The organism is Micromonospora sp. WMMC273 (genome assembly GCF_027460285.1).
Taxonomy (GTDB): Bacteria; Actinomycetota; Actinomycetes; order Mycobacteriales; family Micromonosporaceae; genus Micromonospora; species Micromonospora aurantiaca.
In genome coordinates this window covers 6,260,153-6,282,033 of the sequence record NZ_JAPZBE010000001.1, presented here as the reverse complement: position 1 = coordinate 6,282,033, position 21,881 = coordinate 6,260,153, and the positions used below count along the sequence as shown (strand labels likewise).

Here is a 21,881-nt window from a genome sequence, read left to right as displayed (position 1 = left end):
CCTTCGCGGGGTGGTGCGGGTCAGGCGGCGGTGACCGCCAGGGACTCCTTGGAGTCGGACAGGTCGACGCGGACCGTGTCGCCGTCGCGGATCTCACCGGCCAGCAGCGCCCTGGCGAGCTGGTCGCCGATCGCCGACTGCACCAGCCGGCGCAGCGGGCGGGCACCGTAGATCGGGTCGTAACCGTGCTCGGCCAGCCACGTCCGGGCCGCCTCGGTGATCTCCAGGCCCAACCGGCGGTCCGCTAGACGGGTTCGCATCCGGTCGAGCTGGATGTCCACGATCGACCGCAGGTCCTCGCCCTGGAGCGCGGCGAACACCACGATGTCGTCGAGCCGGTTGAGGAACTCCGGCTTGAAGTGCGACCGGACCACCGCGAGCACGCCCTCCCGGCGCTCGTTCTCGGTGAGCGTCAGGTCGCTGATCACCGACGAGCCCAGGTTCGAGGTGAGGATCAGGATCGCGTTGCGGAAGTCCATGGTACGGCCCTGACCGTCGGTGAGCCGGCCGTCGTCGAGCACCTGGAGCAGCACGTCGAAGACGTCCGGGTGGGCCTTCTCCACCTCGTCCAGCAGGATCACCGAGTACGGGCGGCGGCGTACCGCCTCGGTGAGCTGGCCGCCCTCCTCGTAGCCGACGTACCCGGGCGGGGCACCGACCAGGCGGGCCACGGAGTGCTTCTCGCCGTACTCGCTCATGTCGATGCGGACCATTGCCCGCTCGTCGTCGAAGAGGAACTCGGCGAGCGCCTTTGCCAGCTCGGTCTTGCCGACGCCGGTCGGGCCGAGGAACAGGAAGCTGCCGGTCGGGCGGTCCGGGTCGGCGACGCCGGCCCGGGCGCGGCGTACCGCGTCGGAGACAGCACCCACCGCCTCGGCCTGGCCGACCACGCGGGCCCGCAGCGACTCCTCCATCCGCAGCAGCTTGGCGGTCTCGCCTTCGAGCAGCCGCCCGGCGGGGATGCCGGTCCAGGAGGCGACCACGGCGGCGATGTCGTCCGCGCCGACCTCCTCCTTGAGCATCGCGCCGTCGGCCTGGAGCCGGGCCAGCTCCTCCTCGGCCTGCTTCAGCTCGGTCCGCAGCGCGGGGATCCGGCCGTACCGCAGCTCGGCGGCGCGTTCCAGCTCGCCGTCACGCTCGGCCCGCTCGGCCTCGCCGCCGAGGCGCTCCAGCTCCTCCTTGGCGGTGGAGAGCTTGGTGATGTGGCTCTTCTCGGTCTGCCAGCGCTCGGAGAGCGCGGTGAGCTGCTCGCGCTTGTCGGCCAGCTCCTTGCGCAGCCGCTCCAGGCGCTCGGCGGAAGCGGCGTCCGGCTCCTTCGCCAGCGCCATCTCCTCGATCTCCAGCCGGCGTACCGCCCGCTCGATCTCGTCCACCTCGACCGGCCGCGAGTCGATCTCCATGCGCAGCCGGGACGCGGACTCGTCCACCAGGTCGATCGCCTTGTCCGGCAGGAACCGGTCGGTGATGTACCGGTCGGAGAGCGCGGCGGCGGCGACCAGCGCGGCGTCGGTGATCCGTACGCCGTGGTGCACCTCGTAGCGCTCCTTGAGCCCGCGCAGGATGCCGATGGTGTCCTCGATGGTCGGCTCGCCGACCAGCACCGGCTGGAAGCGGCGCTCCAGGGCCGGGTCCTTCTCGATGTGCTCGCGGTACTCGTCGAGCGTGGTCGCGCCGACCATCCGCAGCTCGCCGCGCGCCAGCATCGGCTTGAGCATGTTGCCGGCGTCCATCGAGCCTTCGCCCTTGCCGGCGCCGACCACGGTGTGCAGCTCGTCCAGGAACGTGATGACCTGGCCGTCGGAGTTCTTGATCTCCTCCAGTACGGACTTCAGCCGCTCCTCGAACTGACCGCGGTACGACGCGCCGGCGACCATCGCGCCGAGGTCGAGCGAGACGAGCTTCTTGTCCCGCAGCGACTCCGGCACGTCGCCGGCCACGATGCGCTGGGCCAGGCCCTCCACGATCGCGGTCTTGCCGACGCCCGGCTCGCCGATCAGCACCGGGTTGTTCTTCGTACGCCGGGACAGCACCTGGATCACCCGGCGGATCTCCGAGTCCCGGCCGATCACCGGGTCGATCTTGCCGTCGCGGGCGCTGGCGGTGAGGTCCACGCCGTACTTGGCGAGGGCCTGGTAGGTCTGCTCCGGGTCGGCGGTGGTGACCCGGCGGTCGCCGCCCCGGACGGTCGGGAACGCGGCGACCAGGTTCTCCTCGGTGGCGCCGGAGTTCTTCAGCGCGACCGAGACCGCGCCGCCGACCCGGGCCAGCCCGGCCAGCAGGTGCTCGGTGGAGGTGTACTCGTCGCCCAGCGGCCGCGCAATCTGCTCGGCGGCGCCGATGGCGTTGACGAACTCGCGGGCCAGGGTCGGCTCGGCGATGCTCGACCCGCGTGCGGCGGGCAGCGCGTCGACCGACCGCTGGGCGACGCGGCGCAGCTCGGCGGGGTCGGTCCCGACGGCGCGCAGCAGGCCCGCGGCGGTCGAGCCCTCGGTGTCCAGCAGTGACAGCAGCAGGTGCCAGGGCTCCACGGTGGCGTGACCGCGCTGGTTCGCCAGCGCGACGGCACCGGTGATGGCCTCGCGGCTCTTGGTGGTGAGACGTTCCGTGTTCATGGGCTCCCCCGGATCGGCGTGTCCACTGGACATGACACAACCAGAGTTGAGTCTATTCCGCTCAACTCCACCCCTGTGACCTGAGTCACCCTCCTCCGGTCCGGCCGGAGAGATCTTGGTACGAAAAGGCCCTTGGAGGGGCCGTTTCGTACCAAGATCTCAGCGACGCGGGAGACGCGCGAGGCAGGGGGTCTCGTGGTCGGCGCGCAGCACGCAACGCCGGCCGCCGTCCAGCTTGCGGTCACAGAACACCCAATGGCGTACGGCCTGGTCGTCCTCGGCCGAGACGGTGATCCCGCCCAGCTCCACCACCGCGAGGAAGGCCAACGACCGCCCGGCCGTGCGACCGAGCATCTTCGCCCGAGCCAGATCGGCCGCGCGCACCGGCAGATGGATCACGTACCGCCCGGTCACGGCCGCCCGACCAGGTCACGCATCGACGGGGCCTGCCGGGACTGCCACTCGCGCAACGCACCCTTGATCCGGGCCGTCTCCTCACGACTCCGGGCGACTTCGGCGTACGCGGCGGCGAGATCCCCGGCGGCGCGGTCCAGGAACGCCGCGACCTCGGCCGGGTCCAGCCCTCGACGGCACGTCGTGAAGCGGCGGCCCCGCACCTGCCAGGGCCGCAGCGGAAGGTACGACGCGGAGCGGTAGGCGCCGACCGGCGCGGAGTTGGGCGGGGTCAGGCTCCGCCGCTTCGGACGTATTCGCAGGAGATTGCGCACGACACTGTCCCTTCTTGGAGACCAAAGGAGACGGGTGAGGCGACACGACTGGCCGCGCACGACCAGTCGCGCCGACCACGGGTGCCAACCGGAGGGCCGGTTTGCCTACCAGGCGTTCCGCCGAAGGCATCCGCACGAGGAACATACAATGCAAAGCATTGCATGACAAGGAGTGAGCATGCTTAGCACGCGAAGTGTTGGCTGACCGGTCTGACTCGTGGGAAGATCTTGGGGCCTACCAGGAGTTGCCGCCATGCCCCGAGTTTCGGACCGTCAGAGAATCGCGCAGGACATCAGAGACAAGATCGCTTCGGGCGAGTACGGCCCCGGCGACAAACTCCCCTCCCTGCGTGAGCTGATCGCGCACTACCAGGTGTCTGCGGAGCCGGTCCGCTCGGCGCTGTTGATCCTTCAAGCCGAAGGTCTGGTCGAGGGGCATCAGGGCAAGGGCACCTATGTCACCGCTCGCGACGACGCCCCCTGATCCCGCACCACCGGGCACCCGATCCACCCCGGACGCGGCAGGTGCGTGCCCGGAGTAGCCTCACCGGCGTGCGAGTACGTGTCGAACAGACCGCCCTGCCCGGGATCGGCGTACGTCATGATCTGATGACGGAGTCCGGCCGCCGGCTCGGCGTGGTCTCCCACCGCAATGGCCGTCGCGACCTGGTCCTCTACGACCCGGACGATCCCGACTCCTGCCAACACGACATACCCCTGACCGACGACGAGGCGGAGGCGCTCGCCGACATCCTCGGCGCGTCGCTGATGCTGGGTCAGCTCTCCGGTCTGCGTGAGCAGGCCGCCGGGTTGCTGACCGAGCAGATCGCCATCCCGGCGGGGTCGAAGTACGTCGGCAGGCGGCTCGCGGACACCAAGGCACGCACCCGGACCAGCGCGTCGATCGTGGCCGTGCTGCGTCAGGGCGCCGTGAACGTCTCGCCCGATCCCACCTTCCGGTTCGAAGCCGGCGATGTGGTCGTCGTGGTCGGTACCCGTCAGGGGCTCGACGGCGTGACCGCGATCCTCGCCGAGACCGATCCGGACGGCTGACGCGTATGCACGAAACCACAATCCTGCTCATCGAGGTCGGTGCGCTGCTGCTCCTGCTCGGCCTGCTCGGCCGGCTGAGCCGTCGCTTCGGCGTGTCGCCCATCCCCCTGTACCTGCTCGCCGGCCTGGCGTTCGGGCACGGTGGGCTGCTGCCGCTCAACGCCAGCGAGGAGTTCTTCGCGGTCGGCGCCGAGATCGGCGTGATCCTGCTGCTGGTCATGCTCGGCCTGGAGTACAGCGCCAACGAACTGGTGGGCAACCTCCGGTCCGCCGCGCCGGCCGGCGTGATCGACGCGGTGTTCAACGCGCTGCCCGGGTTCGCCTTCGCGCTCCTGCTCGGCTGGGGCTGGGTGGCGGCGGTGGTGCTCGCGGGCGTCACGTGGGTGTCGTCGTCCGGCGTGATCGCCAAGGTGCTCGGTGACCTGGGCCGGGTCGGTAACCGGGAGACCCCGGTGATCCTGTCCGTCCTGGTGATCGAGGACCTGGCGATGGCCCTCTATCTGCCGCTGGTCACCGCGCTGCTCGCCGGGGTCGGCCTGATGAAGGGCGGCATCGCGCTCGCCATCGCGGTGTTCACCGTCGTCGTGGTGCTGGCCGTGGCGATCCGGTACGGCCACCTGATCTCCGCCGCGCTCTCCGCCAAGGATCCGGAGGCGCTGCTGCTCGGGGTGCTCGGCCTGACCCTGCTGGTGGCGGGCGTCGCGGCCAAGCTCCAGGTGTCGGCGGCGGTCGGCGCGTTCCTGGTGGGCATCGCGTTGTCCGGGCCGGTGGCGCACCACGCCACCGAGCTGCTCTCCCCGCTGCGTGACCTGTTCGCCGCGGTCTTCTTCGTCTTCTTCGGGCTGGTCACCAACCCGCTGGACATGCCGCCGGTGCTGCTGCCCGCGCTGCTGCTCGCAGTGGTGACCATGGCGACGAAGGTGGCGACCGGCTACCTGGCCGCCCGCCGGGCCGGGATCGCCGAGCCCGGACGCTGGCGGGCCGGCCTGGCGCTTACTCCACGCGGCGAGTTCTCCATCGTCATCGCCGGGCTGGCCGTCGCGGCCGTCTACCCGGTGGAGCCGAAGCTCGCCGCGCTCGCCACCGCGTACGTGTTGATCACGGTGGTGACCGGGCCGCTGCTCGCCCGCCTGCCGGACAGCCCGTGGTTCAAGCAGTGGCTGCGCACCCGCGCCGCCGCCGCTCGTCCGCCCGCGCCGCTGCCCCTGGGCTCCGGCGACTGACCGGGCCGGGCCGGATCAGCCGAGGGCAGATCCGGCCCGGCGTTGTCAAATTGATCCCGGGAAGGTCTACCCCTGCTCTGTCCAACCGCGTTAACGTTTCGGCCCAGCAGCCAGGGTCCGCGGGTGGCCTGCGCCCCCGCCAGCGCAAGCGGAAGGTCGGCCGGTGAGCGTGCAGGAAGAGACGTTCCGCGGCTTCGCCAACCCGGTCGATCCCTCGCCCGCCGAGCTTCGGTCGTGGGCGTATCAGCCGGATTCGGTGCCGCTGACCTCGATGCCGCCGGACTGGGATCTGCTGGTCGCCGGTGACCACCTGGTGCAGACGCTGTTCGATCTGGCGATGGACCAGGGCTGCCCGGCGCGGCGGTTCGCGCTGCACTGCCTCTACATCTACGCCGCCGACGGCATCCGGACGAACTTCCGCGCCCACCCCAAGCGCCGGTTCCGCAAGCTGGTCGAGCAGGCCGAGAAGTCCGGCGACGACCTGATGCGCAACTGGGCGCACAACAGCCGGGTGCTGCTCGCCCGGCCGGATCTCTTCGTCTACCGGGACTGGTGCGAGGGCGGCCTGGTCCGCGAGAACCGCCGCCTCTGACCCCCCGGATCAGCGTCGCCCAGCCACCTCGACCCGACCCGCCTGGTCGATCATGAACTTGGCGGTGTTTGGTGTCCGGTTTGTCTCCGCCAACTTCATGATCGACCGCGAGGGGCGGGACACGAACGGGCCGGGATCCCCCGTGGATCCCGGCCCGCACGTCGGCAGGCCGTCTAGGTCGACCCGCCCTGCTTCTTGCGCCGCTCGTCGTCCCGCGCCCGGTCCACGCCGTGGTCCGTCTGGTCGGCGAAGCGCCCTTCCTTGACCTTGTCGCTGAAGCGTCCCTCGGTGACCCTGTCGAACCGCTCGCGGACGTTCTCGGCCACTTTCTCCAGCCGTTCCTCCGCGCGCTCGGCCACCTTCTTCGCCGGTTCCGTCATGGCTCCCCCCGCCAGCCCGGAGTCCGATTTGAGGCTTTTTTGCCCTGCGGAAAGCCTAGTCGACCCTGCTCTGCCGTACCCCGGCTTTCCCCGAGCCGGGCGGCGGACCGCCCGGGGAACGACGAAGGCCGGCGCAGCCCCGGGGGAGCGGGGCGCACCGGCCTTCCGGTACGAGGTCAGCGGTCGGGAGCGCGGCGCGGACGCCAGACGACGAGCGCGGTGGACGTCCGGTTGGTGGGCACGAGGTCGCCGCGGGGGAAGCCGCCGAGTGACTCCAGCTCGGCGATCCGCCGGTACGCGGCGTCCAGTTCCGCCTCCAGCCGGGCCACCCGCTGCTGCGCCTCTTCGAGCAGCCGCTCCAACCCGATGATCCGCTTGACCCCGGCCAGGTTGATCCCGTCGTCCTGGCTGAGCCGCTGCACCTCGCGGAGCAGCACCACGTCCCGGACGCTGTACCGGCGACCGCCGCCGGACGCCCGGCCGGCCTGCACCAGGCCCAGCCGGTCGTACTGGCGCAGCGTCTGGGGGTGCATCCCCGCCATCCGCGCGGCCACCGAGATCATCAAGACCTTGGCCTCGTAGGCCGGGTCACCCGAGCCGACGTACTCCTCCGACATGCCCGCTCACCTCCGGTGCCGCCGTCAACTGAATCGACGTACCCGCGCGTCGAGATGTTCCCGCGCGGCGGGCGGAGTCTGCGCCGCGAAGGTCTCCAGCGCCGCCCGCGCCTCGTCCGAGACCTTCGCCGGGACCACCACGTCGAGCGTGACCAGCAGGTCACCTGCGCGGCCGTCCTTGCGTACGACGCCCTTGCCGCGGGCGCGCAGCACCCGCCCGCTGGGCGTACCCGGTGGCACCCGCAGGGTCACCGTCCCGTCCAGGGTCGGCACGCGCAGGTCCGTGCCGAGAACCGCCTCGGCGTACGTGATCGGGACGGTCAGGGTCAGGTCGTCCCCGGTGCGCCCGAACAGCTCGTCCGGGCGGACCTTCACCTGCACGAACAGGTCGCCTGCCGGACCGCCCCGCTCGCCGGGCTCGCCCCGGCCGGCCAGGCGGATCCGCTGCCCGTCGGCCACCCCGGCGGGGAAGCGCACGTTCAGCGTGCGGGTCTTGGTGACACCGCCGGTGCCGTGGCACTCCGGGCACTTCTCCTCGACGATCGTGCCGACGCCCTGGCAGTTGCGGCACGGCTCGGAGAAGCTGAACGACCCCTGGTTGCGGGTGGTCACCCCGGCGCCGTGGCAGACCGGGCAGGCCACCGGCTGGGTGCCGGGCTTCGCGCCGTTGCCGTGGCAGGTGTCGCAGACGCCGGGTGCGCGCAGCGTCAGCGGCAGCGTGACGCCGCGTACCGCGTCGTCGAAGTCGAGCGCCACCTCGGTCTCGACGTCCCGGCCGCGGGCCGGGCCGCGCGGACGCGCCGGGCCTCCGCCGCCCCCGCCACCGGAGAAGATCGAGCTGAACAGGTCGGTGAAGCCGCCGCCGCTGAACCGGTTGTCGCCACCGCCGGCGCCACCGCCGAACAGGTCGGAGACGTCGAACGGCATGCCGCCCGGCTGGCCCGCGCCGCGGGCGCTGCGCCGGAAGGCGCCGGAGCCGAACAGCGAGCGCATCTCGTCGTACTCGCGGCGCTTCTTCTCGTCGCCGAGCACCGCGTACGCCTCGGAGACGGTCTTGAACCGCTCCTCGGCACCGGTGTCGCCGGGGTTGTGGTCCGGGTGCGACTCCCGGGCCAACTTGCGGTACGCCTTCTTGATCTCGTCCGAGGAGGCGGACTTGTCCACGCCCAACGCGGCGTAGTAGTCCTTCTCGATCCAGTCCTTGGAACTCACCGGTCCACCCCCTTCCACGGGTCGAACCCCGGTCGCCCCGCCCGCCCGGTGCGGGCGGGCGGGACGTCACGGGTCGGCACTACTCCGGGTCCGCGACCGCGACCATGGCGGGCCGCAGCAGCCGCTCGCCGAGCTGGTAACCACGGCGCATGACCTGTACGCAGGTCGGCTCCGTCACGTCGGCGGAGGTCTGGTGCGCCACCGCCTCGTGCCGGGTCGGGTCGAACGGGTCACCCTGCTCGCCGAACGCGGTCAGGCCGAACTTCGCGAGCGCGCCGGTGAGCTGCTCGGCCACGCTGCCGAACGGGCCCACCAGGTCGCCGTGCTCGCGGGCCCGGTCCAGGTCGTCGAGGATCGGCAGCAGCGCGGTGAGCACCGCCCCGGTGGCCTGCTCCTGGACCAGGTTGCGGTCCCGGTCGACCCGCTTGCGGTAGTTGGCGTACTCCGCAGTCACCCGCTGGAGGTCGCGGGTGCGCTCCTCCAGGTCGGTGCGGAGCGACTCCAGCTCGGCGCCGAGCGGCGTGTCCGTGCCGGTCCCGCCGTTCGGCTCGGCGGGCGAGTCGACCACGGTCGGACCGCTGACCTCGGCCTCGCCGCCGATCTCGTCGACCACGACCTCGGCCTCCTCGACCAGCCCTTCGGCGGGCGCGTCGGCGGCCGCGTCGGCCGCCGAGGCGTCGTTCGCCGGCTGCTCGGTCACCTTGCCGAGCTTGCGCTTGTCGCGGATGACGACCCGGGGTTCGTCGCCGGTGTCCTTGCCGGCGCCCGGCGCCGACCCGGTGGCATCCGGGTCGGCCGCTCGTGGCTTGTCCGTCATGCGGTTACCTCATCCCTCTGCCGTGCGAATCGTGTCCGGGACCGGATGTCACTTCTTGTCCTCGTCCACGATCTCCGCGTCGACCACGTCGTCGTCGCCACCGGCCTTCGGGCCACCGGCCGCACCCGCGCCGGCACCCGGCCCGGCCGCACCCGGTGCGGTCTGCTCACCCTCCTGCTGCTGGGCGTAGAGCAGCGAGCCCGCCTGCTGGGAGACCTGCGCCAGCTTCTCGTGCGCGGACTTGATCTTCTCGATGTCCTGCCCGCCGAGGGCGCTGCGCAGCTCGCCGAGCGCCTCGTTGAGCTGGTCGCGGTTCTCGCCGGGCAGCTTGTCGCCGCTCTCGGCGAGGAACTTCTCGGTCTGCCACTGGAGCGCCTCGGCGACGTTGCGGGTCTCGGCCTCCTCGCGGCGGCGCTTGTCCTCGTCGGCGTGCTCCTCGGCGTCCCGGCGCATCCGCTCGATGTCGTCCTTCGGCAGCGAGGAGCCGCCGGTGATCGTCATCTTCTGCTCCTTGCCGGTGCCCAGGTCCTTGGCGTGCACGTTCACGATGCCGTTGGCGTCGATGTCGAACGTGACCTCGATCTGGGGCACGCCGCGCGGGGCCGGCGGGAGACCGGTCAGCTCGAAGGTGCCGAGCTTCTTGTTGTAGGCGGCGATGTCCCGCTCGCCCTGGAACACCTGGATCAGCACCGACGGCTGGTTGTCGTCGGCGGTGGTGAACACCTCGGAGCGCTTGGTCGGGATGGTGGTGTTGCGCTCGATCAGCTTGGTGAAGATGCCGCCCTTGGTCTCGATGCCCAGGCTCAGCGGGGTCACGTCGAGCAGCAGGACGTCCTTGACCTCGCCCTTGAGCACGCCCGCCTGGAGGGCGGCGCCGACGGCGACGACCTCGTCCGGGTTGACGCCCTTGTTCGGGTCGCGGCCGGTGAGCTGCTTGACCAGGTCGGTCACGGCCGGCATCCGGGTCGAGCCGCCGACCAGGATGACGTGGTCGACGTCGGAGATCTTGATGCCGGCGTCCTTGACGGCCTGCTCGAACGGGCCCTTGCAGCGGTCCAGCAGGTCCTGCGTCATGCGCTGGAACTCGGCGCGGCTGAGCGTCACGTCCAGGTGCAGCGGGCCGGCCGAACCGGCGGTGATGTACGGCAGGTTGATGTTGCTGGTGGTGGCGGCGGACAGCTCGATCTTGGCCTTCTCGGCGGCCTCCTTGAGCCGCTGCATGGCCATCTTGTCCTGCGAGAGGTCGATGCCGTGCTCACCGCGGAACGTCTTCACCAGGTGGTCGATGATCCGCTGGTCCCAGTCGTCACCACCGAGCTGGTTGTCACCGCTGGTGGACTTGACCTCCACCACGCCCTCGGCCAGCTCCAGCAGCGACACGTCGAAGGTGCCGCCACCGAGGTCGAAGACCAGGACGGTCTGCTCCTTGGAGCCCTTGTCCAGGCCGTACGCCAGGGCCGCCGCGGTCGGCTCGTTCACGATCCGCAGCACGTTGAAGCCGGCGATCTCACCGGCCTCCTTGGTGGCCTGGCGCTGCCCGTCGTTGAAGTAGGCCGGGACGGTGATCACCGCGTCGGTGATCTGCTCGCCCAGGTACGCCTCGGCGTCCCGCTTGAGCTTCATCAGCGTGCGCGCCGAGATCTCCTGCGGGGTGTACTTCTTGCCGTCGATGTCGACGGTCCAGTTGGTGCCGATCTCACGCTTGACCGACCGGATGGTCCGGTCGGGGTTGGTCACCGCCTGGCGCTTGGCGACCTCACCGACGAGCACCTCGCCGTTGCGGGCGAACGCGACGATCGAGGGAGTCGTACGCGAGCCCTCGGCGTTGGCGATGACGGTGGGCTCACCGCCCTCGAGAACGCTGACGCAGGAGTTCGTCGTGCCGAGGTCGATGCCGACCGCACGTGCCATGTTCGCTTCCTCGCTTCGTAACGGGTGAGCAGGTCAGACGGCCTGCCCGGCGGGTCGCCGGGAAGCGACCGCACCACAAGTTGAGTGAACTTGACTCAATAGTGCCACGCGATCGCCAATCCGCAAGTCGGGGTTGAGCCGACCCGGCGCAACCCGACCGTTACTACTGTCCGGTTGTCTTACCTTGCGTCGGTCGGGCACGCTTTAGCGGTGACGACGCATGGCGATTCCGCCACCCGTGCCGGCGCGCCCGCCGTCGCAGCCCGCACCGGGCCCACCACGGGCGACGATCAGCCTGCTCACGCCGCCGACGGCCTGCCCGCCGCGCTCACCGGCCTGCGCGCGGCGATCGACGCGGCCCGCTTCCCGCTCACCCTTCCCTCGGCCGAGCCGGCCCGGCACGCCGCCACCAGCCTCACCGACCAGCTCGACGACTACCTGCTGCCCCGGCTGGCCCGGCTCGACGCCCCGCTCCTGGTGGTCGTCGGCGGCTCCACCGGCGCCGGCAAGTCGACGCTCGTCAACAGCCTGGTCCAGGCTCGGGTCAGCGCGGCGGGCGTGCTCCGCCCCACCACCCGCTCCCCGGTGCTGGTGTGCAGCCCGACCGACGCGGCCTGGTTCCGGCAGGGCGAGCTGCTGCCCGGCCTGACCCGGACCACCGAGCCCAGCGAGCAGCCGGGCACCCTGCACCTGGTCACCGCGCCGGCGCTGCCGCCCGGCCTGGCCTTCCTCGACGCGCCCGACATCGACTCGGTGGTCGACGCCAACCGGGCGCTCGCCGGTCAGCTGCTCGCCGCCGCCGACCTCTGGCTGTTCGTCACCACCGCCGCCCGGTACGCCGACGCCGTCCCCTGGGAACTACTGCGCAGCGCCCGGGCCCGGGGCACCGCAGTGGCGATGGTGCTGGACCGGGTCCCCCCGGAGGCAGCCGACGAGGTCGCCGCCCACCTGTCCGAGATGCTCGCCGAGCAGGAGCTGGGCGCCTCCCCGCTGTTCGTGCTGCCGGAGACCTGGGTGGACGGGCAGGGCCTGCTGCCGGACCGGATCACCGCGCCGCTGAGCGACTGGTTCGCCCGGCTCGCCGCCGACGCCGAGGCCCGCGCCGCGGTGGTCCGGCAGACGCTCGACGGTGCGCTGGCCGCGCTGCACCCGGTGGTGGAGGCGCTGGCCGAGGCCGCCGACGAGCAGGTGAGCGCCGCCGACGCGCTGGACGAGCGGGTCCAGGCCGCGTACCGGAGCGCGGAGCGCAGCGTCGACCAGGGGCTCAGGGACGGCCGGCTGCTGCGCGGTGAGGTGCTTGCCCGCTGGCAGGAGTTCATCGGCACCGGCGACTTCTTCCGCGGGCTGGAGGCCCGCATCGGGCGGCTGCGCGACCGGGTGGTCGCGGCGGTCACCGGGCGGCCCGCGCCGGCCGCGGAACTGCGTACCGCGATCGAGTCCCAGCTCGTCACGCTGCTGCGCGGGGTGGCGGCCGAGGCGGCGGAGAACGCGTACACCGGTTGGAAGGCGCACCCGGCGGGTGCGGCGCTGCTGGAGCCGGACCTGGCCCATCCCTCGGCCGACCTGCCGGAGCGGGCCGAGCAGCTGGTCCGCGACTGGCAGCGCGGCGTGCTGGAGCTGGTCCGGGTCGAGGGCGGCGACCGGCGGTTCGTGGCCCGCACGGCCGCGTACGCGGTGAACGCCACCGGCCTCGCCGTCATGATCGGCGTGTTCGCCTCCACCGCGTTCATCCCGACCGGCCTGGAGGTCGCCGCGGGCACCGGTACGGCGGTGGCCGGGCAGACGGTGCTCCAGGCGATCTTCGGCGACCAGGCGGTCCGCAACCTGGCCCGCAAGGCCCGCGTCGACCTGCTCGACCGGGTCGGCAAGCTGCTGGCCGAGGAGGCCGAGCGCTACCTGAGCCGCACCGAGGCCGAGCGCCCCGCCGCCAACGCCGGTGCGGCGCTGCGCTGGGCCGCCGTCGAGGTCGAGCGGGCCCGGCACCGCAGCGGCCTGTTCCCGAACATCGAGCAGGACGGTCGCCCGTGAGCAACGTCGTCGGACGGATGCGTGACGCGCTGCGCGGCGAGCAGCGGGTCGACCCGGACGTGCTGATCGAGCGTCTCCAGGCGATCCAGCGGTTCCTCGGCGCGGTGGACGGCCACGTGCCCGACGCCCAGCTCGTCGCCGCGCACACGGTGGTCGAACGCGCCGGTGACCGGCTCGCGCTCTCCGGCCGCCACACCGTGGTCGCGCTCGCCGGCGCGACCGGCAGCGGCAAGTCGAGCCTGTTCAACTCGCTGGCGCGGCTGGACCTCTCGCCGGTGGGCGTACGCCGGCCCACGACGGGAGTCGCGCACGCCTGCGTATGGGGTCCGCTCGACGGCGCGGTCCGGCTGCTCGACTGGATCGGCGTGCTGCCCCGGCACCGGTTCGTCCGGGAGAGCCCGCTGGACGCCGACGACGAGTCCGGGCTGCACGGCCTGGTCCTGCTCGACCTGCCCGACTTCGACTCGGTGCAGCACGGCCACCGGCTGGAGGTGGACCGCCTGCTCGGCCTGGTCGACCTGGTGGTCTGGGTGGTCGACCCGCAGAAGTACGCCGACCGCGTGATCCACACCAGCTACCTGCGCGAGTTCCACAGGCACAAGGACGTCACCGTCGTGGTGCTCAACCAGGCCGACCGGCTGCACCCGACCGAGCTGCCGAAGGTCCTCGACGACCTGCGCCGGCTGCTCGACGCCGACGGGCTGGGCGGGGTGCCGCTGCTGCCGACCGTCGCGGTGGACCCGAACGGGCTGGAAGGGCTGCGGACCGAGCTGGAGCGTACGGTCGCCGAACGGCAGGCCGCGCTGCGCCGGCTCTCCGGCGACGTGGACGCCGTGGTGGCCGATCTCGAACCGCTCGTGGGGCCGGAACCGCCGCGCACCCGGCCCGGTGACGCCTCGGCGCAGGAGCTGACCCGGGCACTCGCCGGGGCGGCCGGGGTGCCGACAGTGGCGGCGGCGGTCGAGGGCGCGTACCGGCACCGGGCGGTCGGCAACACCGGCTGGCCGCTGCTGCGGAGCTGGCGCAAGCTGCGGCCGGATCCGCTGCGCCGGCTGCACCTGTCCGGGCGGGACCCGGACGCGCCGGCGGAGAGCCTGGTCGCTGCCACCTCCGTACCCGATCCGACAGCCGCGCAGCGCTCCGCCGTCATGCTGGCGATCCGCGCGGTGGCCGAGCGGTCCGCGAGCGGCCTGCCGGCGCCGTGGCCGGCCGCGGTGACCGCCGCGGCCCGCGCCCGGCAGGCCGACCTGCCGGGCGCGCTCGACCACGCGGTCGCCGCGACCGACCTGGGCATGGACCGGCGGCCCGCCTGGTGGCGGGTGGTCGGCGCGCTCCAGTGGGTGGTCACCCTCGCCGCGCTGGCCGGCCTGGTCTGGCTGCTCGTCGGGTACGCGGTGCGCCTGCTCGGCCTGCCGCCGCTGGAGCATCCGACGCTCGGCGTGGTGCCCTGGCCCACGGTCCTGCTGCTCGGCGGCCTGCTGGCCGGGCTGCTGATCGCGGCGCTGACCCGGCCGGTCATCGGGTGGGCGGCCCGGCGGGCCCGGGCGCGGGCCGAGCAACGCCTGCTCACGTCGGTGGGCAGCGTCTCCGAGAAGTACGTGCTGGACCCGGTCTGGGCGGTGCTGGCGCGCTACGGCACGGCCCGGGACGCGCTGCGCGAGGCGGGACGGCGCTGAACCCGGCGTGCTGACCGGTGTGGGGGCGGCCGGTGCGGCGTAGGGTCGATGCATGGCCACGCCACAGACCCCCTACGACGCGGTGCTGCACGCCGCGCGCGACGTGACGAGGCTCGACTCGGCCCTGGACGCGGAGATGCTCGGCGCCGCGTTGCTGGGCAGCGTCTACGCCGTCGCGGAGCACGACCGGGAGCAGGCCGTCCGCGAGTTCGTCGGCGGCTTCCTCGCCGCCACGTCCCGGCGCCGCAGCGCCGCCGCGACCACACTGCGAGCCGTCTTCGCCGCGCTGGTGCCCGACGCCGAGGGCGCCGCCCGGGTCCGGCCCGGGGCGTACGCCCCGTCGTGGGCCGGCCAGCTCGGCCGGGTGCGCGTCACCGGCGCCTGGGCGTACGGCGACGTGTACGGCGACCAGACCTCCTACCTCGCCACGTTCGCGTACGACGACGAGGAGGAGGGCGGCCCGGAGCACGCCCTGGTCGCCCTCGTCGACCACAACATCGGCATCACCAAGGACGTCTTCGTCGGCGGCCCGGCCGGACGGATCGTCGAGCAGGCCCGGGAGATCTGCACCGAGGACGAGTTCACCTGGTTCCGCACCGAGGACCCGGCCCGGATGCACGCCGAGGTGAGCCGCCACCTGGCGGTCACCGACGACCTCACCGAGCTGCCCGCACAGGGCTCGCTGGCCACCGACCGGGCGCTCGTGGGCGCCCGGCTCGCCGTACTCCCGGGGAAGACCCCGCCGGCCGGTCCCGCGGTCGTGCCGCCGCCCACCGACGAGGAGCGCACCCGCCTGGTGCGTGCCTTCCTCGACTCACCCGAGGCGACCCGGTTCGGGCTGCCCGAGGTGGCCGACGGCGAGCTGGCCTCGCTGCACTTCTGCCTCGGCCTGCTGCTCGACCACGCGGCCAGCTTCCCGGATGCCGACCCGATGCGGTGGAGCCCGATGGTGGCGGAGCTGTTCCTGCTCGACTGGGTGCACCGCCGGGCCGTACTGGACATGGACGACGCGGCGATGCTGCCCCGGGTGCTACGGGCCTGGGCGGCGTACGCGGCCCGGCAGCGCGGGCTGTCGCAGTCGGCCGCGGCCCGGACGGACGAGGCGATCACCGAGATGGTCCCGGAGTTCGCCCGGCTCTACAGCACCGGTGAGCGGCGCAGCCCGGCCACCGCGGCGGTGGCCCAGCTCATGGCGGACGGGGTGGACCCGGACGACCCGGAGGCGCTGAACGCCTGGATCGAGGCGAACCGCCACCGCCTCACTGACGACCCGGCCTAGGCATTCCCGTTCGCATGATCGGCACCACGTCGGCGAGGTGGCGGCATCAGACCGCCCGGAACCACACCACCACGCCGTACTGGTGTCGATCATGCGGGTGACCGACCCGATGGCCTCGGCCCTGCCCTCGCTGATCCACACCACCTCGCCGAGGTGGCTGCATCGAGCCGGTCGGAACCACACCAGCACGGCGAAGTGGTGTCGATCATGCGACCCGCGCGCATCGGGACCACCCCGCCCGACACGCGGGGCTTCCCCCGAACCTCGTTGATCCACACCATTCCGGCGAGGTGGCCGTATCAAGCCGCTCGTGACCACACCACCACGCCGTACTGGTGTCGATCATGCCGGCGCCAGCCCCCAATCACCTCACCCCTCGTTGATCCACACCACCTCGGCGAAGTGGCTGCATCGGGCCAGGCGGGACCACACCACTACGCCGGAGTGGTGTCGATCATGAGGTGTGGGACACCGACGGGCCGGACGGAACAGAGGTGGCGGACGGCCCGGCAGGACCCGACGGATCAGCGGAACCCGACGGAGCAGCAGAACCCGACGGCTCGGCGGGACTCGACGGGTCGGCGGGACCTGACGGATCCGATGGGCTGGACGGGCCGGACGAGCCTCCCGAGGGCGTCGGCTCGGCGGTCGTGACGGACGGCTCGGGGCTCGGGCTCGGCTCGGGCGTCGGCGTGGCCGGGTCCGACGGCGAGTGCGACGGCGACGGCGAGTGTGACGGCGACGGTGAGGGCATCGGCGACGGGCGCGGCGGGCGGATCGGGGTGGGCCGGACCGGCGTGGACGGCGGCGGGGGCGCGGCGACCGGGCGGGACCGGTGCCGGGAGCCGAGGTCGCTGTCGTCGGGCAGGGCCGGCGCCGCCGGGAGCACTGGCCGCGCCGGGGGCACCGAGGTCACGCCGACGGCGGGCGTGGGCGTGGACGGCGCCGGGGCCTGGGTGCCGTGGGGCATCGGGATCACCACCGGGCCGACCGAGGGGGTCGGCAGGAACGGGGTGCTGGTGTCGGGGAGGGCGCTGTTGCCGACCGTGGCGGATCCGGTGCTGATCGCGGCGAGGATCGGCATCGACGCGGTGCCGGCGAGCAACGCCACGGTGAGCAGGTAGCCGCGGCTGGGACCGCCGGTCCCGGTGGCGCGGTGGGCGCCCACGACCCGGCGGTACGGTGAGGCGGGCAGTGCCCGGTGCCGGCCGAGGAAGGGCGTACCGGGCGGACCCTCTGGTTCGGACACCGGCACACTCCTCACGCACGGACGGACGAAGAGCACGCGCGGATATTCGGACAAATGCCGCGCAACAGCTCACCGCAAGCTTGACCCAGTGACGCTCAGTTCACCAGCCGCAACCGCGTGTCGACACACATTTTGTACGTCGGCCGCATCCACCACTGCGGACAAAGCGCTTATCCGTCGTGAACCCGATCGAACCTCACCGGCGAGGGAGGCCATACTGTGGGCCCGCTCACCTCCTCTGCAATCATTCAGACACGACGGCAACGCAGCCGCCACCTCCGCGTACCCCGCGGCTGGTGCGGAACGGTGCCGGCGCTCCCGGGCCTGGGTCTGTCCCCGACCGACTCCGGCTCACGCCGCGCGGCAACCCCTACCGGGGTCAGGCGCGGTCGCCAGGGACCGACCCGGCACCAGCCGGGCGGGCGCACGAGGTGCTCGGCTCGGGTAACCCCCGGCGCCGGCGCAGACAGACAGGGAGAGACGGATGGCAAAGGGCGACCCCGGGGCCGCCACCCGCAGCAAGCGGGCCGCACCCCGAACCAGACGCGCCGCCGCGACCGGTGAACCGGAACTCGTACAACTGCTGACCCCCGAGGGTGAGCGGATCGAGAGCGCGCTCGGCCCGGACGGGACCGAGTATCGCGTCGACTTCACCGACGAGGAGTACCGCGGGCTGTACCGCGACCTCGTGCTGGTCCGCAAGCTGGACGCCGAGGCCACCGCTCTGCAGCGCCAGGGCGAGCTGGGACTCTGGGCCAGTCTGCTGGGCCAGGAGGCCGCGCAGGTCGGCTCCGGCCGGGCACTGCGTACGCAGGACATGGCCTTCCCGACCTACCGCGAGCACGGCGTGCTCTACTGCCGCGGCATCGACCCGATCATGCCGCTGGGCCTGTTCCGCGGCGTCGACCAGGGCGGCTGGGACCCGAACGAGTTCAAGTTCAACATGTACACGATCGTGATCGGGGCGCAGACCCTGCACGCGACCGGGTACGCAATGGGTGTCGCCATGGACGGCAAGACCGGCGGCGAGGACGGCGAGGCGGTCATCGCCTACTTCGGCGACGGCGCCACCAGCCAGGGCGACGTCAACGAGTCGTTCGTCTGGGCCAGCGTCTTCAACGCCCCGCTGGTGTTCTTCTGCCAGAACAACCAGTACGCCATCTCCGAGCCGCTGGAGCGACAGACCCGCGTGCCGCTGTACCGGCGGGCCGGCGGGTTCGGCTTCCCCGGCGTCCGGGTGGACGGCAACGACGTGCTCGCGTCGTACGCGGTGACCCGGCACGCGCTGGACAACGCGCGCAACGGCCAGGGCCCGAGCCTGATCGAGGCGTACACCTACCGGATGGGCGCGCACACCACCTCCGACGACCCGACCCGCTACCGCATCGCCAGCGAGGTCGAGGCGTGGCAGGCGAAGGACCCGATCGCCCGGATGAAGGCGTTCCTGACCAAGCAGAAGATCGCCGACGAGTCGTTCTTCACCGCTGTCGACGAGCAGGCCCGCACCGAGTCGGTGCACCTGCGCGAGCGCGTGCTCGCCATGCCCGACCCGCAGCCGGTGACCATGTTCGACCACGTCTACCCCAACGGCTCTCCCGAACTGGACGAGCAGCGGGCCCGGTTCACGCAGTACATGGAGTCCTTCGAGGGGAGCGCGCACTGATGGCCACGGAGACGCTCACCCTCGGCAAGGCACTGAACACCGGCCTGCGGCGGGCCCTGGAGAACGACCCCAAGGTCGTCATCATGGGCGAGGACGTCGGCAAGCTCGGCGGCGTGTTCCGGATCACCGACGGCCTCCAGAAGGACTTCGGCGACCAACGCGTGATCGACACCCCGCTGGCCGAGTCCGGCATCATCGGCACCGCCGTCGGCCTGGCCATCCGTGGTTTCCGGCCGGTCTGCGAGATCCAGTTCGACGGCTTCGTCTACCCCGCGTACGACCAGATCGTGTCGCAGGTGGCGAAGATGCACTATCGCTCGCAGGGCAAGGTGCGGATCCCGATGGTCATCCGCATCCCGTTCGGCGGCGGCATCGGGGCGGTCGAGCACCACTCCGAGTCGCCCGAGGCGTACTTCGCGCACACCGCCGGTCTCAAGGTGGTGAGCTGCGCGAACCCGCAGGACGCGTACGTGATGATCCAGCAGGCGATCGCGTCGGACGACCCGATCGTGTTCCTGGAGCCGAAGCGGCGCTACTGGGAGAAGGGTCCGGTGGACCTGGACGCGCCGATCGCCGACGCGTACCCGCTGCACTCGGCCCGGGTCGCGCGGCCCGGCACCGACGCGACGGTGCTGGCGTACGGCCCGATGGTCCGCACCGCGCTCGACGCGGCCACCGCCGCCGCCGAGGACGGCCGCGAGCTGGAGGTCATCGACCTGCGCACGATCTCGCCGCTGGACCTGACCGCCGCGTACGAGTCGGTACGGCGCACCGGCCGCTGCGTAGTAGTGCACGAGGCCCCGGGCAACCTGGGTCTCGGGTCGGAGATCGCGGCCCGGATCACCGAGGAGTGCTTCTACTCCCTGGAGTCTCCGGTGCTGCGGGTGACCGGCTTCGACACCCCCTACCCGGCCGCCCGGGTGGAGGAGGAGTACCTGCCCGACCTGGACCGGGTGCTCGACGCCGTCGACCGCACGTTCGGCTGGTGAGCGGCATGTCCCGGATCAAGGAGTTCAACCTTCCCGACCTGGGCGAGGGCCTGACCGAGGGCGAGATCCTCGCCTGGCTGGTCAAGGTCGGCGATGACATCGAGCTGAACCAGCCGATCGTCGAGGTGGAGACCGCCAAGGCGGCGGTCGAGATCCCGGCGAAGTGGGCCGGCCGGGTGCAGGCGATCTTCCACCCGGAGGGGTCCACGGTCGAGGTCGGCGTGCCGATCATCGCGATCGATACCGACCCGAACGCCGGGCCGATCGAGGAGTCGACGACCGCGACCCCCGCGTCGGACCTGCCCGCACCGTCTGCCGCGTCGCTCGCCGCGGTCCAGGTCGCGCCGGCCGAGGGCATGGTCGAGCCGGGCCTGATCGGTGGTGTGGCCCCGGGTGGGCGCACCGCCGTGCTGGTCGGCTACGGCCCGCGCAACGCCCCGGCCAAGCGCCGCCCGCGCAAGGGCGACGCGCCGGCACCGGCTCAGGCCGCCGCCCCGGTGGCGCCCGCGCCTGTCGCTCCCGCGCCGGTGGCACCCGCTCCGGCGTCGGCGGTCAACGGCAACGGCCGGGTCACCGGTCCGGTGCTGGCCAAGCCGCCGGTCCGCAAGCTGGCGAAGGATCTCGGCATCGACCTGGCCACGCTCACCGGCTCGGGTCCGCTCGGCTCGATCACCCGTGAGGACGTGCAGCGGGCGGCGAGCGCGACCCCGGCGGCGGCCGAACCGCAGACGGTCGCGGCACCGGCCGCGTCGGCCGCGAGCTTCGGCGCGGACCGCGAGCAGCGCATCCCGGTCAAGGGGGTACGCAAGCTCACCGCGGAGAACATGGCCCGCTCGGCGTTCACCGCCCCGCACGTGACGGAGTTCCTGACCGTCGACGTGACCCGGGCGATGAAGGCGCTGGACCGGCTGCGCGAGCGGCGCGAGTGGCGGGACGTACGCGTCTCGCCGCTGCTGCTGGTCGCCAAGGCGGTGCTCCTGGCGGTCAAGCGGCACCCGATGGTCAACTCGACCTGGGCCGGTGACGAGATCGTGGTGAAGGAGTACGTCAACCTCGGCATCGCGGCGGCCACCGAGCGCGGCCTGATCGTGCCGAACATCAAGGACGCCGGGCGGCTCTCGCTGCGCGAGCTGGCGGACGCGATGACGGAACTGGTGCAGACCGCGAAGTCGGGCAAGACGTCCCCGGCGGACATGTCCGGCGGCACGCTCACCATCACCAACGTGGGCGTCTTCGGCGTCGACACCGGTACGCCGATCCTGCCCCCGGGCGAGTCGGCGATCCTCGCCTTCGGCGCCGTACGGGAGCAGCCGTGGGTGCACAAGGGCAAGGTGAAGCCGCGCCTGGTGACCACGCTCGGCCTCTCCTTCGACCACCGGATCATCGACGGTGAGCTGGGCTCGAAGTTCCTCCGCGACATCGGGGACTTCCTGGCCGACCCGGAGGCGGCACTGCTCGCCTGGACCTGACGCACCACGCTCCGGTCACGGCCGGTGTGCCGAGGGTGAACGCCCGGCACACCGGCCGTAACCGTTTTGGGAACGGAATCATAGGATCAAGGGGCGGGTGGACCTACGATCCGTAGGTACGTGGTTCAGCTCACCTAATAATCGATGGCGATGACGGGCCCGGTGCGCTTAAATAGAGACATCAAGGGGCTGACAACCGAATAGCCAGGAGGAGAGACCCAAGATGAGCATGATCGAGCGAATCCGCACCCGCCGCGACGCCAACCGCCGCGCCCGCGCCATCGAGCACGCGCTGCGTTCCGCCAACTCGCCCGCGGTCCGGGAGGAGCTTCTCGCCATCGCCCAGCGTCACATGAGCTGACGCCACAGACCTTTCTCACCTC

The 21,881-nt window shown here is 72.1% G+C and carries 20 protein-coding genes; 12 read left to right on the top strand and 8 right to left on the bottom strand.

The features are described from left to right. Positions 1 to 20: 20 nt before the first annotated feature. From clpB to O7611_RS29230, 3 genes are all read right to left on the bottom strand, one after another. Complete coding sequence (gene clpB, locus O7611_RS29240; RefSeq protein WP_269697914.1) at positions 21 to 2,612, bottom strand: ATP-dependent chaperone ClpB; 2,592 nt, start codon at positions 2,610 to 2,612, stop codon at positions 21 to 23. A gap of 159 nt (positions 2,613 to 2,771) precedes the next feature. Next, entirely contained in the window at positions 2,772 to 3,026 is a 255-nt protein-coding gene (locus tag O7611_RS29235) for a hypothetical protein (protein ID WP_120572377.1), read from the bottom strand. Next, positions 3,023 to 3,340 carry a DivIVA domain-containing protein gene (locus tag O7611_RS29230; protein WP_442929377.1) on the bottom strand — a complete coding sequence of 106 codons (318 nt, stop codon included), beginning with the start codon at positions 3,338 to 3,340 and terminating at the stop codon, positions 3,023 to 3,025. The genes O7611_RS29235 and O7611_RS29230 overlap by 4 nt, the downstream gene beginning before the upstream one ends. A gap of 253 nt (positions 3,341 to 3,593) precedes the next feature. On the opposite strand from O7611_RS29230, the gene O7611_RS29225 reads away from it, so the two are divergent. The 4 genes from O7611_RS29225 (at position 3,594) to O7611_RS29210 (ending at position 6,208) form a co-directional block, all read left to right on the top strand. Next, a complete protein-coding gene (locus O7611_RS29225; RefSeq protein WP_120572379.1) occupies positions 3,594 to 3,824 on the top strand; it encodes a winged helix-turn-helix domain-containing protein in 231 nt (76 codons plus the stop codon). A 68-nt stretch (positions 3,825 to 3,892) separates the two neighbouring features. Next, positions 3,893 to 4,393, top strand: coding sequence for a cation:proton antiporter regulatory subunit (locus O7611_RS29220; protein WP_047892103.1), 501 nt, complete (start codon positions 3,893 to 3,895; stop codon positions 4,391 to 4,393). Positions 4,394 to 4,398: 5 nt separating this feature from the next. Then, positions 4,399 to 5,616 carry a cation:proton antiporter gene (locus tag O7611_RS29215; protein ID WP_194800188.1) on the top strand — a complete coding sequence of 406 codons (1,218 nt, stop codon included), beginning with the start codon at positions 4,399 to 4,401 and terminating at the stop codon, positions 5,614 to 5,616. Positions 5,617 to 5,779: 163 nt separating this feature from the next. After that, entirely contained in the window at positions 5,780 to 6,208 is a 429-nt protein-coding gene (locus O7611_RS29210; RefSeq protein ID WP_135242700.1) for a hypothetical protein, read from the top strand. Positions 6,209 to 6,381: 173 nt separating this feature from the next. Here the strand turns inward: O7611_RS29210 and O7611_RS29205 are convergent, their stop codons facing one another. The 5 genes from O7611_RS29205 to dnaK all read right to left on the bottom strand — a co-directional run bounded on the left by O7611_RS29205 (position 6,382) and on the right by dnaK (position 11,145). Then, positions 6,382 to 6,588: a hypothetical protein gene (locus tag O7611_RS29205; protein WP_013283368.1), complete on the bottom strand. Its 207-nt coding sequence runs from the start codon at positions 6,586 to 6,588 to the stop codon at positions 6,382 to 6,384. Positions 6,589 to 6,764: 176 nt separating this feature from the next. Continuing rightward, positions 6,765 to 7,205 (bottom strand): heat shock protein transcriptional repressor HspR, encoded by a 441-nt coding sequence (locus O7611_RS29200; RefSeq protein ID WP_120572381.1) that lies wholly within the window; start codon positions 7,203 to 7,205, stop codon positions 6,765 to 6,767. 24 nt (positions 7,206 to 7,229) lie between these two features. After that, positions 7,230 to 8,417 (bottom strand): molecular chaperone DnaJ, encoded by a 1,188-nt coding sequence (gene dnaJ, locus O7611_RS29195; protein WP_269697913.1) that lies wholly within the window; start codon positions 8,415 to 8,417, stop codon positions 7,230 to 7,232. 79 nt (positions 8,418 to 8,496) lie between these two features. Next, positions 8,497 to 9,234, bottom strand: coding sequence for a nucleotide exchange factor GrpE (grpE, locus tag O7611_RS29190; RefSeq protein WP_269697912.1), 738 nt, complete (start codon positions 9,232 to 9,234; stop codon positions 8,497 to 8,499). A gap of 48 nt (positions 9,235 to 9,282) precedes the next feature. Then, positions 9,283 to 11,145 carry a molecular chaperone DnaK gene (gene dnaK, locus O7611_RS29185; protein ID WP_013473404.1) on the bottom strand — a complete coding sequence of 621 codons (1,863 nt, stop codon included), beginning with the start codon at positions 11,143 to 11,145 and terminating at the stop codon, positions 9,283 to 9,285. A gap of 210 nt (positions 11,146 to 11,355) precedes the next feature. On the opposite strand from dnaK, the gene O7611_RS29180 reads away from it, so the two are divergent. The 8 genes from O7611_RS29180 (at position 11,356) to O7611_RS29145 (ending at position 21,859) form a co-directional block, all read left to right on the top strand. Continuing rightward, the gene (locus O7611_RS29180) at positions 11,356 to 13,173 is read left to right on the top strand and encodes an ABC transporter (protein ID WP_194800192.1); all 1,818 of its coding nucleotides are present in this window, start codon (positions 11,356 to 11,358) and stop codon (positions 13,171 to 13,173) included. A gap of 17 nt (positions 13,174 to 13,190) precedes the next feature. Beyond that, positions 13,191 to 14,849: a GTPase gene (locus O7611_RS29175; RefSeq protein WP_194800422.1), complete on the top strand. Its 1,659-nt coding sequence runs from the start codon at positions 13,191 to 13,193 to the stop codon at positions 14,847 to 14,849. 52 nt (positions 14,850 to 14,901) lie between these two features. Further along, entirely contained in the window at positions 14,902 to 16,128 is a 1,227-nt protein-coding gene (locus O7611_RS29170) for a hypothetical protein (RefSeq protein WP_269697911.1), read from the top strand. A gap of 650 nt (positions 16,129 to 16,778) precedes the next feature. Further along, complete coding sequence (locus O7611_RS29165) at positions 16,779 to 17,252, top strand: hypothetical protein (RefSeq protein ID WP_269697910.1); 474 nt, start codon at positions 16,779 to 16,781, stop codon at positions 17,250 to 17,252. A gap of 609 nt (positions 17,253 to 17,861) precedes the next feature. Continuing rightward, positions 17,862 to 19,040 (top strand): pyruvate dehydrogenase (acetyl-transferring) E1 component subunit alpha, encoded by a 1,179-nt coding sequence (gene pdhA, locus O7611_RS29160; protein WP_013473399.1) that lies wholly within the window; start codon positions 17,862 to 17,864, stop codon positions 19,038 to 19,040. After that, positions 19,040 to 20,029 (top strand): alpha-ketoacid dehydrogenase subunit beta, encoded by a 990-nt coding sequence (locus O7611_RS29155; RefSeq protein WP_030269708.1) that lies wholly within the window; start codon positions 19,040 to 19,042, stop codon positions 20,027 to 20,029. The genes pdhA and O7611_RS29155 overlap by 1 nt, the downstream gene beginning before the upstream one ends. A gap of 5 nt (positions 20,030 to 20,034) precedes the next feature. Next, complete coding sequence (locus O7611_RS29150; protein ID WP_194800424.1) at positions 20,035 to 21,498, top strand: dihydrolipoamide acetyltransferase family protein; 1,464 nt, start codon at positions 20,035 to 20,037, stop codon at positions 21,496 to 21,498. 223 nt (positions 21,499 to 21,721) lie between these two features. Continuing rightward, a complete protein-coding gene (locus O7611_RS29145) occupies positions 21,722 to 21,859 on the top strand; it encodes a hypothetical protein (protein WP_013283356.1) in 138 nt (45 codons plus the stop codon). Positions 21,860 to 21,881 lie beyond the last annotated feature (22 nt).

Coding starts and splice junctions, on each gene's coding strand:
- O7611_RS29175 (WP_194800422.1), top strand. CDS start 13,191: ATGCGTGACGCGCTGCGCGGCGAGCAGCGGGTCGACCCGGACGTGCTG.
- O7611_RS29225 (WP_120572379.1), top strand. CDS start 3,594: ATGCCCCGAGTTTCGGACCGTCAGAGAATCGCGCAGGACATCAGAGAC.
- O7611_RS29150 (WP_194800424.1), top strand. CDS start 20,035: ATGTCCCGGATCAAGGAGTTCAACCTTCCCGACCTGGGCGAGGGCCTG.
- O7611_RS29205 (WP_013283368.1), bottom strand. CDS start 6,588: ATGACGGAACCGGCGAAGAAGGTGGCCGAGCGCGCGGAGGAACGGCTG.
- pdhA (WP_013473399.1), top strand. CDS start 17,862: ATGGCAAAGGGCGACCCCGGGGCCGCCACCCGCAGCAAGCGGGCCGCA.
- O7611_RS29215 (WP_194800188.1), top strand. CDS start 4,399: ATGCACGAAACCACAATCCTGCTCATCGAGGTCGGTGCGCTGCTGCTC.
- O7611_RS29170 (WP_269697911.1), top strand. CDS start 14,902: ATGGCCACGCCACAGACCCCCTACGACGCGGTGCTGCACGCCGCGCGC.
- clpB (WP_269697914.1), bottom strand. CDS start 2,612: ATGAACACGGAACGTCTCACCACCAAGAGCCGCGAGGCCATCACCGGT.
- O7611_RS29145 (WP_013283356.1), top strand. CDS start 21,722: ATGAGCATGATCGAGCGAATCCGCACCCGCCGCGACGCCAACCGCCGC.
- O7611_RS29200 (WP_120572381.1), bottom strand. CDS start 7,205: ATGTCGGAGGAGTACGTCGGCTCGGGTGACCCGGCCTACGAGGCCAAG.
- O7611_RS29155 (WP_030269708.1), top strand. CDS start 19,040: ATGGCCACGGAGACGCTCACCCTCGGCAAGGCACTGAACACCGGCCTG.
- dnaK (WP_013473404.1), bottom strand. CDS start 11,145: ATGGCACGTGCGGTCGGCATCGACCTCGGCACGACGAACTCCTGCGTC.
- grpE (WP_269697912.1), bottom strand. CDS start 9,234: ATGACGGACAAGCCACGAGCGGCCGACCCGGATGCCACCGGGTCGGCG.